The 15,184-nt window shown below is 71.7% G+C and carries 13 protein-coding genes; 2 read left to right on the forward strand and 11 right to left on the reverse strand.

Annotation, left to right across the window (positions count from 1 at the left end; genetic code table 11):
- Positions 1-51: 51 nt before the first annotated feature.
- The 10 genes from ACGF3I_RS23530 to ACGF3I_RS23575 form a co-directional block, all read right to left on the reverse strand.
- Positions 52-444 (reverse strand): cytidine deaminase, encoded by a 393-nt coding sequence (locus ACGF3I_RS23530; protein WP_393135051.1) that lies wholly within the window; start codon positions 442-444, stop codon positions 52-54.
- Positions 441-1,730 (reverse strand): ABC transporter permease, encoded by a 1,290-nt coding sequence (locus ACGF3I_RS23535; protein ID WP_393135052.1) that lies wholly within the window; start codon positions 1,728-1,730, stop codon positions 441-443. The genes ACGF3I_RS23530 and ACGF3I_RS23535 overlap by 4 nt, the downstream gene beginning before the upstream one ends.
- Positions 1,727-2,851 carry an ABC transporter permease gene (locus ACGF3I_RS23540; RefSeq protein ID WP_393135054.1) on the reverse strand — a complete coding sequence of 375 codons (1,125 nt, stop codon included), beginning with the start codon at positions 2,849-2,851 and terminating at the stop codon, positions 1,727-1,729. Before ACGF3I_RS23540 ends, ACGF3I_RS23535 begins: the two co-directional genes overlap by 4 nt.
- Positions 2,848-4,413 carry an ABC transporter ATP-binding protein gene (locus ACGF3I_RS23545; RefSeq protein WP_393135229.1) on the reverse strand — a complete coding sequence of 522 codons (1,566 nt, stop codon included), beginning with the start codon at positions 4,411-4,413 and terminating at the stop codon, positions 2,848-2,850. Before ACGF3I_RS23545 ends, ACGF3I_RS23540 begins: the two co-directional genes overlap by 4 nt.
- Before the next feature lie 228 nt (positions 4,414-4,641).
- Positions 4,642-5,703 carry a BMP family protein gene (locus ACGF3I_RS23550; RefSeq protein ID WP_393135056.1) on the reverse strand — a complete coding sequence of 354 codons (1,062 nt, stop codon included), beginning with the start codon at positions 5,701-5,703 and terminating at the stop codon, positions 4,642-4,644.
- Between the two features lie 140 nt (positions 5,704-5,843).
- The gene (locus ACGF3I_RS23555) at positions 5,844-7,070 is read right to left on the reverse strand and encodes an amidohydrolase (RefSeq protein WP_393135231.1); all 1,227 of its coding nucleotides are present in this window, start codon (positions 7,068-7,070) and stop codon (positions 5,844-5,846) included.
- A gap of 224 nt (positions 7,071-7,294) precedes the next feature.
- Positions 7,295-8,386 carry a hypothetical protein gene (locus ACGF3I_RS23560; RefSeq protein ID WP_393135058.1) on the reverse strand — a complete coding sequence of 364 codons (1,092 nt, stop codon included), beginning with the start codon at positions 8,384-8,386 and terminating at the stop codon, positions 7,295-7,297.
- Between the two features lie 15 nt (positions 8,387-8,401).
- Positions 8,402-9,358, reverse strand: a complete 957-nt coding sequence (locus tag ACGF3I_RS23565; RefSeq protein WP_393135060.1) for an N-acetylneuraminate synthase family protein — start codon at positions 9,356-9,358, stop codon at positions 8,402-8,404.
- Between the two features lie 16 nt (positions 9,359-9,374).
- On the reverse strand, positions 9,375-10,613 hold the full coding sequence (locus ACGF3I_RS23570) for a cytidylyltransferase domain-containing protein (RefSeq protein WP_393135061.1): 1,239 nt from the start codon (positions 10,611-10,613) through the stop codon (positions 9,375-9,377).
- On the reverse strand, positions 10,613-11,986 hold the full coding sequence (locus ACGF3I_RS23575; protein WP_393135063.1) for a DUF6716 putative glycosyltransferase: 1,374 nt from the start codon (positions 11,984-11,986) through the stop codon (positions 10,613-10,615). Before ACGF3I_RS23575 ends, ACGF3I_RS23570 begins: the two co-directional genes overlap by 1 nt.
- Before the next feature lie 188 nt (positions 11,987-12,174).
- Between ACGF3I_RS23575 and ACGF3I_RS23580 the strand changes: the two genes are divergently transcribed.
- Together ACGF3I_RS23580 and ACGF3I_RS23585 are read left to right on the forward strand one after the other, a co-directional pair.
- Positions 12,175-13,158: a glycosyltransferase family 2 protein gene (locus tag ACGF3I_RS23580; protein WP_393135233.1), complete on the forward strand. Its 984-nt coding sequence runs from the start codon at positions 12,175-12,177 to the stop codon at positions 13,156-13,158.
- Positions 13,158-14,477: a polysialyltransferase family glycosyltransferase gene (locus ACGF3I_RS23585; RefSeq protein WP_393135065.1), complete on the forward strand. Its 1,320-nt coding sequence runs from the start codon at positions 13,158-13,160 to the stop codon at positions 14,475-14,477. The genes ACGF3I_RS23580 and ACGF3I_RS23585 overlap by 1 nt, the downstream gene beginning before the upstream one ends.
- Positions 14,478-14,501: 24 nt before the next feature.
- On the opposite strand, the gene ACGF3I_RS23590 is transcribed toward ACGF3I_RS23585, so the two are convergent.
- Positions 14,502-15,149: a TetR/AcrR family transcriptional regulator C-terminal domain-containing protein gene (locus ACGF3I_RS23590; protein ID WP_393135067.1), complete on the reverse strand. Its 648-nt coding sequence runs from the start codon at positions 15,147-15,149 to the stop codon at positions 14,502-14,504.
- Between the last annotated feature and the right edge of the window lie 35 nt (positions 15,150-15,184).

Below are 15,184 nucleotides of genomic sequence, written 5' to 3' on the forward strand. Positions count from 1 at the left end.
GAGGGGAGTTGAAGGAGCGGCCCCCGCACGGGCTGTGCGGGGGCCGCGAGGTTACTTCAGGTGGTCCGGGCCGAAGGCCTGGGGCAGCATCTCCGCCAGGGTGAGCACACCCTCGGGGGTCTCCAACAGCAGCTCAGGGCCGCCGAATTCGAAGAGCAGCTGACGGCAGCGCCCGCACGGTACGAGCACGTCGCCGAGCCCGTCCACGCAGGTGAAGTGCGTCAGCCGGCCGCCGCCGGACAACTGGAGCGCGGAGACCAGCCCGCACTCGGCGCACAGGCCGATGCCGTACGAGGCGTTCTCGACGTTGCAGCCGGTCACGGTGCGCCCGTCGTCGACCAGGGCCGCCGCGCCGACCGGGTAGCCCGAGTACGGCGCGTACGCACGGGACATGGCCTCGCGCGCCGCCGTGCGCAGGGCGTCCCAGTCGGGCGTCGGCGTCACTTGCCCTGGCCCTTCCGGTAGCGCATGCCGTCCGCCTTGGGCATCCGCAGCCGCTGGGCGGAGAGCGAGAGGACCAGCAGCGTCACGACGTACGGGGTCGCGCCGACGAAGTCGCCGGGCACGTCGTCGGTGACCAGGTACCAGACCAGGATGAGCGCGGCCATCACCGCGCTGATCGCGGCCTGGAGCATCGCCTTCTTGTACGCCTTCCAGCCCGCGAGGGCCGCGAGGAGCACGACGAGCAGCAGGAGCAGGGCGTGCACGGTGGTGCCGCCGTTGCGCAGCTGGAGCGCGTCGGAGAAGCCGAACAGGCCCGCGCCCATGGCGAGTCCGCCCGGACGCCAGTTGCCGAAGATCATCGCGGCGAGGCCGATGTAACCGCGTCCGCCGGTCTGGTTCTCCAGGTAGATGTGCGAGGTGACCAGCGCGAGGAAGGCGCCGCCGAGACCGGCGAGGCCGCCCGAGACCGCGACCGCCGCGTACTTGTAGGAGTACACGTTGACGCCGAGCGACTCGGCCGCGATCGGGTTCTCGCCGCAGGAGCGCAGCCGCAGGCCGAAGGCCGTCTTCCACAGCACCCACCAGGTGCCGACGAAGAGCGCGGCGGCGATGACGGTCACCCAGGAGACCTCGGTGACCAGACCGCCGATGATGCCGGCGAGGTCGGAGATCAGGAACCAGTGGTGGTTCTGGAGCGATTCGAGGCCCGAGGACAGGCCCGGGATGCTGAAGCTGGGCAGCGAGTCGGCCGGCGGGGACTGCTTGGGGTTGCCGCCCTTGACCTGGGCCTCGCCGCCGTTGAAGAACAGCTTGGCGAGGTACTGCGTGACGCCGAGGGCCAGCAGGTTGACCGCGACACCGGAGACGATGTGGTCGACGCCGAAGGTGATGGTGGCGACCGCGTGGATCAGACCGCCGAGGACGCCGAAGCCGATGCCCGCGAGCAGGCCGAGCCAGGGGCTGGTCTGCCAGCCGACCCAGCCGGCCCCGAAGGTGCCGAGGATCATCATGCCTTCGAGGCCGATGTTGACCACGCCGGCCCGCTCGGACCACAGACCCGCCAGGCCCGCGAGCCCGATCGGCACGGCGAGGCCGAGCGCGGCGCTGATCTGGCCCTCGCTGGTGAGCTGGTCGGCGCCGGTGATCACGCGTACGGCGGAGACGAGGATCAGCGCGCCCGCGATGATCAGCAGGACCTGCGCGAGGGAGAACTTGCGCTTGGCGTTGCCCCGCTTGACCCCGGCCGGAGGCGGTGGGGTCGTGGTCGTATCGGTCGTGACGCTCATGCCGTCACCTCCGTCTCGGTCTTGGCGGCCTGGGCCGCGAGCTCGGCGCCGACGCGCTGCTGCTGGCGCTTGAGGCCGTAGCGGCGGACGAGTTCGTAGGCGATCACGACGCACAGGACGATGACGCCCTGGATCACGCCGAGGATCTCCTTGTCGTAGCCGATCACTTCGAAGTGGCCGGTGGTGCGCTCCAGGTAGCCCCAGAGCAGGGCGGCGAGCGCGACGCCCACCGGGTGGTTGCGGCCGAGCAGGGCGATGGCGATGCCCGTGAAGCCGAGGCCGAGCGGGAAGCTGTTGTCGAACTGGTGGCTGTCGTTGAGCAGCGTCGGCATGCCGACGAGACCGGCCACCGCACCCGAGATGATCATGCTGGTGACGATCATCTTCTTGACGTTGGCACCGCTCGCGGCGGCGGCGGACTCGGACTGGCCCACCGCCCGCAGGTCGAACCCGAAGCGGGTGCGGCCGAGCGTGAACCAGTACGCGACACCGACCAGGACGGCCACGACGATGAAGCCCCACAGCTGTCCGGCCGGGCCCATGTCGATGGTGAAGAACCACGACGACTCGGGGAGCGGCTTGGTCGAGACGAGCGTGCCCGCCTCGTCGAGCTGGCCGAGCCGGTCGGGCTGGAGCAGATAGGCGATGATCGCGGTCGCGATGGCGTTCAGCATGATGGTCGAGATGACCTCGCTGACGCCCCGGGTGACCTTCAGGATGCCCGCGACCGCCGACCACATCGCGCCGACGAGCATGGCGACGATGATGATGACCGGGATCTGCACGATGCCCGGCAGGCTCATCGCGCCGCCGACGACGGCGGCCAGGAACGCGGCGAGCCGGTACTGGCCGTCGACGCCGATGTTGAAGAGGTTCATCCGGAAGCCGATGGCCACCGCGATGCCCGCCAGGTAGTACGTCGTCGCCTTGTTGAGGATGTAGACCTGGCTGTCGCTCGCCGAGCCGTACGACAGCATGTCGTTGAAGGCCGGGAACGGGTTCTTGCCGGTGGCCAGGATGATCAGGGCGGTGACGACAAGGGCCGCGACGAGCGCGAGCACGGGGGCCGCGATCGCGAGGAGCAGCTTCTCCTTGTCGATGCGGGAGGTGAGCTTCTTCATCGGTCCTCTCCCCCAGTGTTCTGCTGGTGCTCCAGGTGGCCGCTGGCGGCGCCGGTCATGGCGGAGCCCAGTTCCTCGGGGGTGATCGTGGCGGGGTCGGCGTCGGCGACCAGACGGCCCCGGTACATCACCCGCAGGGTGTCGGACAGGCCGATCAGCTCGTCCAGGTCGGCGGAGATCAGCAGAACGGCGAGGCCCTCACGGCGGGCTTCGCGGATCTGGTCCCAGATCTGCGCCTGGGCGCCGACGTCCACGCCCCGGGTGGGGTGCGCGGCGATCAGCAGCTTGGGGTTGTGGCTCATCTCGCGGCCGACGATCAGCTTCTGCTGGTTGCCGCCGGACAGCGACGCCGCGGTGACCTCGATGCCGGGGGTGCGCACGTCGTACTCGCGCACGATCCGCTCGGTGTCCTGGCGCGCGGCCTTGTTGTCGAGCAGGGGGCCCTTGGAGTTCGGCTTCTCGGTGACGTGGCCGAGGATGCGGTTCTCCCACAGCGGCGCTTCCAGGAGCAGGCCGTGGCGGTGGCGGTCCTCGGGGATGTAGCCGACGCCGTTCTCGCGGCGCTTGCGCGTGGGGGCGGTGGAGATGTCGGTGGTGTCGAGCGTGATGACGCCGCCGTCCGGGATGCGCATGCCCATGATGGCCTCGACGAGCTCGGCCTGGCCGTTGCCCTCGACGCCGGCGATGCCGAGCACCTCACCCTTGTGGATGGTGAAGGAGACCGAGGACAGCACCTCGCGCACCACGCCGTCCGGGTCGGTGGCGGCCAGCCGCAGGCCCTCGACCTGGAGCATCGGCGTCGTGGTGACGGTCGACTCGCGGGTCTCGGGCGAGGGCAGCTCGCTGCCCACCATCAGCTCGGCGAGCTGCTTGGTGGTGGTCGTGCGGGGGTCGGCGGTGCCCACCGTGGTGCCGCGCCGGATCACCGTGATCTCGTCGGCGACGGAGAGGACTTCGCCGAGCTTGTGCGAGATGAAGATGACGGTCAGGCCCTCGGCCTTGAGTTCGCGCAGGTTGTCGAAGAGCGCCTCGACCTCCTGCGGGACCAGGACCGCGGTCGGCTCGTCGAGGATGAGGGTGCGCGCGCCGCGGTAGAGGACCTTGAGGATCTCCACGCGCTGGCGGTCGGCGACACCGAGGTCCTCGACCAGGACGTCCGGGCGGACCCCGAGGCCGTACGCGTCCGAGATCTCCTTGATCTTGTTGCGGGCCCTGGCGCCGATGCCGTACAGCTTCTCACCGCCGAGGACGACGTTCTCCAGGACGGTCAGGTTGTCGGCCAGCATGAAGTGCTGGTGGACCATGCCGATGCCGAGCGCGATGGCGTCCGCGGGGCTGGAGAGGGCGGCCTGGGTGCCGTCGATGGCGATGGTGCCCTCGTCCGGCTTCTGCATGCCGTAGAGGATCTTCATCAGGGTCGACTTGCCGGCGCCGTTCTCACCGCACAGGGCGTGCACGGTGCCCTTGCGGACGGTGATGTCGATGTCCTTGTTGGCGACGACACCGGGGAATCGTTTGGTGATGCCGCGCAGTTCGACGGCGGGAGGGCTGGACGCGTTGATGGCGCACTCTCCTCGTGGGCAGGAGCAGGGGGGCGGGGAGCTTCCGGGGAAGCCGGAAAGCGTACTGATGTGCCACGCCGGGCCCCCGGCGTAGTAGTTCAGCACACTCACGGCGCGCCAACTCCGGCCTACGCGCGTAGAGTTGACACTTCGTTACGGCCCGGTGAGCAGGGCGGTCCCTGCTCACCGGGCCGAGGAGTGACGGGGGCGGTCAGGGACCGCCGTGGGTCACGGGGTCGTCTTGACCTTGATGGAGCCGTCGACGATCTTCTTCTGGGCCGCGTCGAGCTGCGACTTCAGGTCGTCGATGTAGCCACCGCTGGTGGCGAGCGAAACGCCGCCCTTGGCCAGCGGGTAGCTGTTGGTGCCGACCAGCGGCTTGCCGTCCTTGATCGACTTGATCAGGTCGTAGACGCCGATGTCGACGTTCTTGACGACCGAGGTCAGGATCGAGTTCTTGTACTTGGACAGCGAGGCCTGCTCGTGCTGGTCGGAGTCGACACCGATCGCCCAGGCGCCCTTCTTGCCCGCGACGGCCTCGATCGCACCGGTGCCGGAGGAGCCGGCCGCGGTGTAGATCACGTCGGCGCCGTTGTCGAGCATGCCCTGCGCGGCTTCCTTGCCCTTGTCGGGGCTGGCGAAGCCGGAGGTGTCCGAGCCGTGCGAGAGGTACTGGTTGTCGACCTTGACGTCCGGCTTGGTGTCCTTGACGCCCTGGTTGAAGCCCGCCTCGAACTTCTTGATCAGGGGGACGTCGACGCCGCCGATGAAGCCGACGTGGTTCGTCTTGGTCTTCAGCGCCGCGGCGACACCCGCGAGGTAGGAGCCCTGCTCCTCGGTGAAGACGATGTTGTCGACGTTCTTCGGGCCCTCGACGACGGAGTCGACGATGCCGAAGGTGACGTTCGGGTACTTGCCCGCGACCTTCTTCATCGAGTTCGCGTAGGCGTAACCGATGCCGATGACCGGGTTGTAGCCCGCGCCCGCGAGGTCGGTCAGACGCTGCTCGCGGTCCGCCTCGGTGTCGGTGGTCTTGGCGGTCAGCTCCTTGACGGAGCCGCCGAACTCGGCCTTGGCCTTGTCGATACCGCGCGCGGCGGAGTCGTTGAACGAGTGGTCGCCACGGCCGCCGACGTCGTACGCGACACCGATCTTGACGCCCTTGCCGCCGGTCGACGACGAGGAGCTGCCCGAGTCCTTCTGCGAGGACGTGGAGCCACAGGCGGTGGCGGAAAGCGCGAGCGCGGCGGTGGCGATACCGGCCGCTGCGATCTTGGATACCCGGCGCAAGAGGAGGTCCCTTCAAACCTGAACCGAGGCGCCCCTACCGGCGCTGGTTTCGCGTCGGATCGTAACGCGCGTAGATGTCGCGTAAAGCCCTGTTCGTAAGCCGTTATCGAATCGCCGCGAACAGGGGATGAAGTGTCCGGTTACGAGCGGTTGCCGTCGAGGAGCGCCGCGGCGGTGAAGAGTTCGACCCCGACCTTGATCGCCGTCTCGTCCGCGTCGAAATCACCCCGATGGAGGTCAAGGCGGGCGTGCGAGCCCGGCGTGCGCACCCCGAGGCGGGCCATCGCCCCAGGTACGTGCTCCAGGTACCACGAAAAGTCCTCGCCACCCAGTGACTGCTCCGTGTCCTCGATCGCATGGAGGCCACGGCGCGCCGCCATGGCGTCGTGGATCAGCTCCGTGACGACCGGATCGTTGACGACCGGGGGCACCCCGCGGACGTAGTTGATCTCCGATTTGGCCCCGTGCAGGGTGGCCACCTCGTCGATCGCGGCGTGTACGAGGTCGGGCGCGTCGCGCCAGGCCGCGAGGTCGAGGCAGCGCACGGTTCCGGCCAGCTCGGCGTGCATCGGGATCACGTTGCAGGCGTGGCCCGCCTCGATGCGGCCCCAGGTCAGGGCGAGCCCCGCGCGGGCGTCGATGCGGCGGGCCAGCAGCGCGGGCACGTCGGCGGCGACCCGGGCCACGGCGGTCACCAGGTCCGTCGTCAGGTGCGGGCGCGCGGTGTGGCCGCCCGGGCCGTCCAGGGAGACCTCCAGGCGGTCGCAGGCCGAGGTGATGGGGCCGTGCCGCAGGCCGATGCGCCCGGCGTCCACGCGCGGGTCGCAGTGCACCGCGATGATGCGTCCCACGCCGTCCAGGACGCCGGCCGCGATGGCGTCGGCGGCGCCGCCGGGCAGCACCTCCTCGGCGGGCTGGAACAGCAGCCGCACGGGGGCCGGAAGGAGGCCCTCGCGGTGCAGGCCGGCGAGGACCAGGCCGGCGCCGAGGACCGTGGTGGTGTGCACGTCGTGGCCGCAGGCGTGGGCCCGGTCGGGCACCGTGGAGCGGTAGGGCACGCCGGTCTTGGCGTCGGGGATGGGCAGCGCGTCGATGTCCGCACGCAGGGCGAGCATCGGATGCACGCCGTCCCAGCTGCCGATGTCACAGCTGAGCCCGGTGCCGGAGGGCAGCACGCGCGGTTCGAGGCCGGCCGCTTCGAGGCGGGCCTTGATCGCGGCGGTGGTGCGGAACTCCTGGTTGCCGAGCTCGGGGTGCATGTGCAAGTCCCGCCGGAAGGCGACGAGTTCGGCGAACAGGGCCTCGCTCAATTCGCCGGGCAGCGGTGCTCCGCCGGGCTGATCGGCTTCGGACGACTCACGGGACATCAACTGGTTCACTCGTTGAGGGTAGGCCTCTTGACGGTCCAACTGGCTCGCGATCAACAAAAGTTCAGCCGCATAGGGGAAAGAAAGCTGGTCGCGCGGCGCATGTCGATCGCGTCACGTGGGTAAGGTGTTTCGTTCTTCCGCCCGATGACCTGGAACGGGCGCTCCCTCCTCGGGGCGAGGCGCCGCCGTCCTCCAGGAGGAGGCCGCAGGCGGCACCGGTCTCAGGCCGCCACCGTCGCCAGTCCGTGGGCCTTGCGCGCCGTTCCCGTCACACCGTCCAGGAAACCCTGGGCGCGCGGCGAGGCACGTTCGGTGAGCCAGCGCGGGTCGATGTCGCAGACCACGACGCGCACCCCGGTGCCCGCGAGGGCGAGCGGGAGGGTGTGCACCACGGTGGAGGGGAAACTCAGGACCGTACGGCCCACCGGGCCGCGCCGCGCGATGAGTTCGAGCGGCAGATCGGGGCGCACCACTTCGAGCCCGGTCCTGGCGTGCAGGGCGTGCAGCTTCTCGGCGGACTCCCTGCGGTGCGCGAAGTAGCGGGTCACCCCGTGCGTACGGGCCAGCTGGGTGACCGCGGCCAGATAGCTCTCCGGGTCGACCACCCCGGTCTCCACCAGCGAGGTCCCCACCAGATCGGCCCCCTTGGTCAGCCGCGGCGGCCCGAAGCCCGCCCGCGTCCAGCCGAAGGTGTTGGGGGTCACGGTGACGCCGTCGGGCGCCTCGACCGGCATCGCGCTGAACACCTCCACGCCGCGCCGCGGCGCCGGGGTCAGGCGGCGCCGGGCGGCCGCGGAGACCGGCGCGAACACCAGGTCGCGCAGGCCGGCCCGGCTGCCGCGGCGGTGCCAGCGCACCAGGCGTTCGCCGCGCGCGAGCTGCTGGACGAACTCCATGGTGGCCGTCCCGTCGTCGACGACCACCAGGTCACGGGCGCGCGAGACGGTGAGCAGCAGCTGCACGTAGCGCGAGAACGGATCGCCCATGACGACGCGCTCGGCCCGGCGCAGCAGGGGGGTGAGCCCGCCGATGGTGGCCAGCGGCGCCGTGGGGCCGCCCCGGGCCTCCTCCCAGCGCACCTTCGTGCCCGCGTCGCGGGCCAGCTCGGCCATCCGGCGCAGCTGGCCGCGCGACATGGGGTCGGTCGGCGAGAGCACCACGACGGTCAGGCCCGACAGGTCGGGCGCCGCGCCCCGCTGCTGCGCGGGTACGCCGTCGAGCAGCGGACCCGGCGAGTGCGCCCACTCCAGGACGTTGAGCAGCTGGACCGGGCTCTCCACGAAGGCGAGGGTGGCGGAGGTGTCCCGAGGCACGGCGGGCCCGCCCCCTCAGACCGCGGCCGGAGCGCGGTCCGAGGCGCGCTCCCCGCCCTCGGCGGCCTCGGCGGCCTCGGCCTGGGCGACCACGCCGGCGACGCGGCGCAGCTTCTTCATCGGGGCGAGTTCGGAGTCGTAGACCTTCTTGACGCCGTCGCCGAGCGCCGCCTCGATGGTGCGGATGTCGCGGACCAGTCGGGTGAGGCCGCCCGGCTCGACGGAGGCGGCCTGGTCGGAGCCCCACATGGCGCGGTCCAGGGTGATGTGGCGCTCGACGAAGGCGGCGCCGAGCGCCACCGCGGCGAGGGTGGTCTGCAGGCCCGTCTCGTGGCCGCTGTAGCCGATCGGCACATTGGGGTACTCGGCCATCAGGCTGTTGATCACGCGCAGGTTCAGCTCGTCGGCCTTGGCCGGATACGTCGAAGTGGCGTGGCACAGAAGGATGTTGTCGCTGCCGAGCACCTCCACCGCGTGCCGGATCTGCTTCGGCGTGGACATGCCGGTGGAGAGGATGACGGTGCGCCCGGTGGCGCGCAGCGCGCGCAGCAGCTCGTCGTCGGTCAGTGAGGCGGAGGCCACCTTGTGGGCCGGCACGTCGAACTTCTCCAGGAAGGCGACGGCCTCGGTGTCCCACGGGGAGGCGAACCAGTCGATGCCGCGCTCGGCGCAGTGCGCGTCGATGGCGCGGTACTCGTCCTCGCCGAACTCCACGCGGTGGCGGTAGTCGATGTACGTCATGCGGCCCCAGGGGGTGTCCCGCTCGATGTCCCACTGGTCGCGCGGGGTGCAGATCTCCGGGGTGCGCTTCTGGAACTTGACCGCGTCGCAGCCCGCGTCGGCGGCGGCGTCGATCAGGGCGATCGCGTTGTCGAGGTCGCCGTTGTGGTTGATGCCGATCTCGCCGGTGACGTACACGGGACGGCCCGGTCCCGCGATGCGGCTGCCGAGGGTGCGCAGACGGTTGCTCATGAGGGCGTTTCCTTAATCAGGCGGGGGTGTGGTGGGGAAGGGGGGTGTGGTGGGACTCGGGGGCGTACGGGGAGCCGGGGACGTCGAGTTCGGGTCCCAGGAGCCAGGCGGCGATCTCGCGGACCGCTCCTTCGCCGCCGGGGGCGCGGGTGACGGCACGCGCCGCGGCGCGCACCGAGTCGTGGGCACTGCCGACGGCGACGGGCCAGCCGGCGAGCGCGAAGCAGGGCAGGTCGTTGACGTCGTTGCCGGCGTAGAGCACGCGCGCGGGGTCGACGCCCTCGTCCTCGCACCACTGCTTGAGGGCGAGGTCCTTGCGGTCGATGCCGTGCAGCACCGGGATCTTGAGCTTGCGGGCGCGGGCGGCGACCACCGGGTTCTGCTCGGTGGACAGGATCAGGAGCTTCAGTCCGGCCCGGCGCAGGGCGGCGATGCCGAGGCCGTCGCCGCGGTGCACGGCGACCAGTTCGCGGCCCTCGGAGTCGATGAGGACCTTGTCGTCGGTCTGGGTGCCGTCGAAGTCGAGGACGACCGCGTCCACGTCGGCCAGGGCGGGCGCGGGCCGCCGGTCGAGGACGGGGGCCAGCGCGCGGGCCCGCTCCAGGTCGTGCGGCTCGTCGATCTCCAGGACCCGGGCCGGGTCGGTGCGCACCAGCGCGGTGCGGCCGAAGAAGCGGTGGCGGTGGGTGCGGAAGCCCTCGGCGTCCATCGCGTAGGCGGCGCCGGTCTCCAGGAAGTCCTGGGGGCGGTCCTGACGGCGGGGCCGGAAGGACTTGTCGTGGCCCATGCCCCGGCCGCCGCCGAGCTCGTCCTCGCGCCACAGGAAGCCGTGGAAGGGGGCGACGGTGACGGCGCTCGCGGCGCCGTCCTCGACGACCGCGGCGGCCACGCCCTCGACGTCCTCGCGGGTCAGGAACGGGCTGGTGCACTGCACGAGCAGCACCGCCCCGGTGTCCGGGTAGGCGTCCAGGGCGTGCAGGACGGCGGCCTCGCTGGTGGCCGTGTCGCCGGAGAGGCCGGCCGGACGGTCGACCACGTCGGCCCCGGCCGCGCGGGCCGCCGCCGCGATCGCCGGGTCGTCGGTGGAGACGGCCACGTCGGTGACCAGGCGGGCGGCCCGGCAGGCGAGCACGGCCCGCACCACCAGCGGCACCCCGGCGACCGGCGCCAGGTTCTTGCCGGGCACGCCCTTGGAGCCGCCCCGGGCGGGGATGACGGCGAGCACCCTGGGGCGCTCGGAGGCGTTCGGGGCCATCACAGCTCTCCCATCCGGCGGATGACGGGCGCGACCCGCTGCACCCCGTGGCGGTAGGCACCGCGCGCCGCGTCGCGCACGGCGTCCCTGATCACCCGGCGCAGCGCGCCGGGCTCGGCGGCCGGGGCCGCGCCCGCCGCCACCGTGCCGTCGGGGGCCAGGCGGTGGCGGGCGAGGATGCCCGGCAGATATCCGGGCGCGGTGGCGGCGGTGTAGTACGGCGCGAGCGGCGGCAGGCTCGCACGAGCGGCCAACTCCCGCACTCGCGCGCCGACTTGCTCGAAGGCGCGCTCGTACGCGGCGCCCGGCGCCACCCCCTGGGCGGCGAGCCAGCCGGGGTCGGGCGTGGGCCGGTGGCCGGTGTCGAGCAGGTCCCAGGAGGCGAGGCAGCCGGAGCCGATGAAGTGGTGGTTGCCGAGGGCCTCGCGCACGCCGAGGTCGGTGAGCACGGCCGTCGGCACACCGCGGTGCAGGGCTTCGAGGGCGGCCGTCGAGGACACCGTCACCAGGAGGTCGGTGCGGTCGAGGAGGTCGCCCATGTTCCCGTACGCGAGGGAGAAGTTGGCCGGTGCGTCCAGCCCCCTGGCGAGCTTCTGGAAGGGGTGTTCCTCGATGTGCGTGGTGTGTTCGCCGGGCTTGGAGCGGAGCTTGAGGACCACCTCGCGCTCCGGGTGGCGGCGCGCGTGCCCGATCAGGCGGGACAGCAGGTAACGCCGGTCGGCGCGGCTCTCCGGGACGGAGGGCTGGGCGGCGAAGACGACCGTGTCGCGGCCGGGCTCGGCCCGGTGGGCGGGGCCGCCGAGGAAGGGCAGCGCGGCTTCGGTGACCGAGGACGCGTCGGCGCCCACCCCTTCGTACACCGCCCGGAAGCGTCGCGCGTCGTGGGCCGAGTTGGCGAGTACGACGTCCGCGCCGTGCCGCAGGAGCAGTCCGTCGGCGAGCTTCTCGTAGACGACGCCCACATAGCCGGTGACGACCACGGGCCGCCGGGCGCGCCCGCGCAGCCGGGCCGCGAGCCCGTGCAGCGCGGCCTGCGCGGCCCCGCCGACCAGGGCGAGCACGACCACGTCGTAGCCGCGCCCGTCCGCACCGTCGGCGCCCAAGTCGCCGATCACGTCCAGGAATTGGGCCATCGTCACTTCGCGCGGCGCGTCCGTGCCCGCCGCCACCTCGGCCAGCTGGCGCGGGGTGGGGGTGGCACGGCCGCGCAGCAGGAAGCCGTCGATCGCGCGGGCGGCGGGGGCGGGGGCGGCGGTCCCGGTCCGGGGGGCCTGTCCGGCGAGGCGGCGTGCGGTGAGCGCACCCCATTTCCACCGGGTGTCCGAATCCGCGAGAACCGCGATCCGCAGCTGTGAATCGGTACGTGATGGCACGCCGTAGAAACTAGGAAGCCGTGCGGATTCGCGGCCCAACTCGACTGCAACAACGGGTTAACAGCGCGACTACTGACGGCACGCGGTGCGCCCGGGCGGGCCGGTTAACAATCCCGCCGCCGTTCGTTCACCCGGCATCTTGGTGGCGGACAGGACGAATGACGGACGACCCGCTTAGCGTCACCGCCGTGGTCAAGCTCTCCGTCATCGTGCCGTTCTACAACGTGCGCGCCTACGCATCCGACACCCTCAGGAGTCTGCGCGCCAACGCCCGCGACGACTTCGAGTTCCTGCTCGTCGACGACTGCTCGTCCGACGGCACGATCGAGCTGCTCGAACGCGCCGAGCGCGAGCTGCCCGGGGCGGTGCTGCTCAGACACGAACGCAACGGCGGCCTGGCCACCGCCCGCAACACGGGCCTGGACGCGGCCCGCGGCGAGTATCTGGCGTACCTGGACGGTGACGACTGGACCGCGCCCGGTCACTTCGCCCAACTCCTGTCCGTGATGGAGGAGTTGGGGTGCGACTTCCTGCGCACCGACCACGTCCAGGTGACCGGCCGGGAGCGCACGGTGCACCGGGTACCGCACGGCCGGCGCGGTGAGGTGATGTCGCCCCGCGAGGCGATCCTGCCGGCCACCCGCTCCACCTCGGTGGACTACGCGTTCGCCTGGGCCGGGATGTACCACCGCAGGCTGGCCGACCGCGGGCTGCTGCACTTCACCGACGGGCTGCGCACCGCCGAGGACCGGCCGTGGATATGGCGCCTGCACCGCGAGGCGGATTCGTTCGCGGTAACGGGTCACTTGGGTGTTTTCTACCGCCGCGGGGTCGCCTCCTCTTTGACGCAGATCGGCGATGTACGGCAACTCGATTTCCTTCGCGCTTTCGACCAGGTGATCGCGGAGACGGCGCAGGACCCGCAGGCGGACGAACTCCTCCCGAAAGCCGTGCGGACGTATTGCGCGATCATTTCCCACCACATGAGCAGCATCGAAAGGTTCGAACCGGCCGTGGCCAGACAATTGCGGTCCCTGAGCGCCGGGGCACTGCGGCGGCTGCCGCAGGACCACCTCAAGGACGCGCTGAACGCGATGGACGCGCGCCGCGCCGCCCGCCTGCGCCAGCTGCGCCACCGCCCGGCCGTCTCACGGGCGGGGGCCGCTGCCTGATGCGTACGACCCAGATCTTCGCGGCGTCCACCCTGTACGGCGTGGCCACGCTGGCCGCCGCCCTGGACAGCGGCTGCTTCCCCGCGGCGGACCGGCGGCTGCTGCTCGTCAGCGACAACGCCGCCGTGCCCGAGACGTCGGCGCCGCTGGACACGATGCCCGGCTTCGCACGGCTGCGCGCGCACTTCGACGGGGTGCTCTCCTGGAACGACACGATCGCCCCGTTCCACCCGGGCGGCTGGTCGCCCCGGCCCGACGACGCTCCGCTGTGGGAACGGCAGTTGAGGGCCCTGTGGGACCTCGGGGACGACCGGATCGAGCTCGCCCTCGAATCCATCCAGGTCAACCCCGCGCAGGCGGTGGCCCAGCTCTTCCCCGACGCGCCCGTGACCGTCTACGCGGACGGCCTGATGACGTACGGCCCCACCCGCAACAAGCTGGACCCGCTGATCGGCGGGCGGGTGCGCCGGGTGCTCCACCTCGACCTGGTGCCCGAGCTGCGTCCGCTGCTGCTGGGCGAGTTCGCGGTGCCGGGCGAGACGGTGCCGACGGCGGCCTTCCTGAAGACCGTCTCCGAACTGGCCGCGTTCGAGGACGAGTTGGGCGTCACGGCGGACGGCGAGCCGATGGCGCTGCTCCTCGGCCAGTACCTCTCCGCGCTGTCCATCCTGACCCCGGCCGAGGAGGAGGAGCTGCATCTGCGGATGGTGCGCGGCGCGGTGGCGCGGGGCCTGCGCAGGATCGTCTTCAAGCCGCACCCCTCGGCCCCGCCCGCCGGAGCGGCGGCCCTGGTGGCGGAGGCGGCGGCCCTCGGCGCCCAACTGACGGTTCTGGAGCGCCCGTTGCTGGCGGAGGTGCTGTACGAGCGGCTCTCCCCCGCACTGGTGGTGGGCTGCTTCTCGACGGCCCTCCTGACGGCGTCGGCGTTCTACGGGATCCCGGTGGCCCGGGTCGGCACGGAGCTGCTCCTGGACCGGCTCGCGCCCTACCAGAACAGCAACCGGGTGCCGGTGACGATCGCGGACGCCCTCCTCGCGCCCCTGGAGGGCGGGACGCCACCCTCCGTCGACCTGCCGGGGCTGATCGGCGCGGTGGGGTACGCGATGCAGCCTGAGCTGCGGCCCGATCTGCGGGGTGCGGCCGAGCGGTACCTCGCCACGTCCCTGGACGCGCACACCTGGCGGTACTTCAAGCGCCGCCGCCTGACCGTGCTCGCCCTGCCGGGCGCGCTCCCCTCCCAGCTGGGGTTCGTCCCGCGCAACGCGACCGTGCGCCGGATCGCCCGCCGCGCCCGCACGCTGGCCCGCCGGCGCCGCTGACGCCGCTGCCGACCCCGGCCGCCGTCAGCGGCGCGGCTGATAGCTGGCCTCGATACCCGCCACCAGGACGTTCAGGCCCTCCTCGAACCGCTCGTCGAACGACTCGAAGATCTCCGTGCCGGCCGCCGCCGCCAGCGGGTAGGCGGCCAGGCGCTCCGCGCGGGCCGCCAGGTCGACGGGCTCGCCCCCTTCGCCCGGCCGGGGCACACTGCCCTGCTCCTCGGCGACGAAGCCCATCGTGTAGGCGTACGCGAGCGTGCCGGCCCGTACCGCGTCGCGCAGCTCCCAGCCCTCCCGGCGCATCCGTTCGAGATAGACCTCCATGGACCGCGCGTGCTCGGTGCCGGTGAAACGGGCGCCGCCGTACACCTTCGCGCCGTCCCGGTACGCGAGCAGCATCGCGCGCAGGGCGCGGTTGACGGCCCGCAGCTGGTCCTGCCACGTGGCTTCGCCGGCACCGGGCACTCCGTCCGCGGCCATCCTCCGGTACATCACCGTCGCCATCTCGTCGAGCAGCGCCTGCTTGTTCTTGAAGTGCCAGTACAGGGCGGGCGCCTGGACGCCCAGCTCCTTGGCGATGGCCCGCAGGCTGAGCCCGTCGAGGCCCACCTCGTTCAGGAGCCTCAGCGCGGTGTCGGCGACCTGCGCCCGGTCGATCTTCGTCGTAGCCACCTTGACAATTTAACACCGTTAAGCGCAAGCTTCGA

Origin of the sequence: Streptomyces sp. NPDC048111 (assembly GCF_043202815.1) — a bacterium.
Classification (GTDB): domain Bacteria; phylum Actinomycetota; class Actinomycetes; order Streptomycetales; family Streptomycetaceae; genus Streptomyces.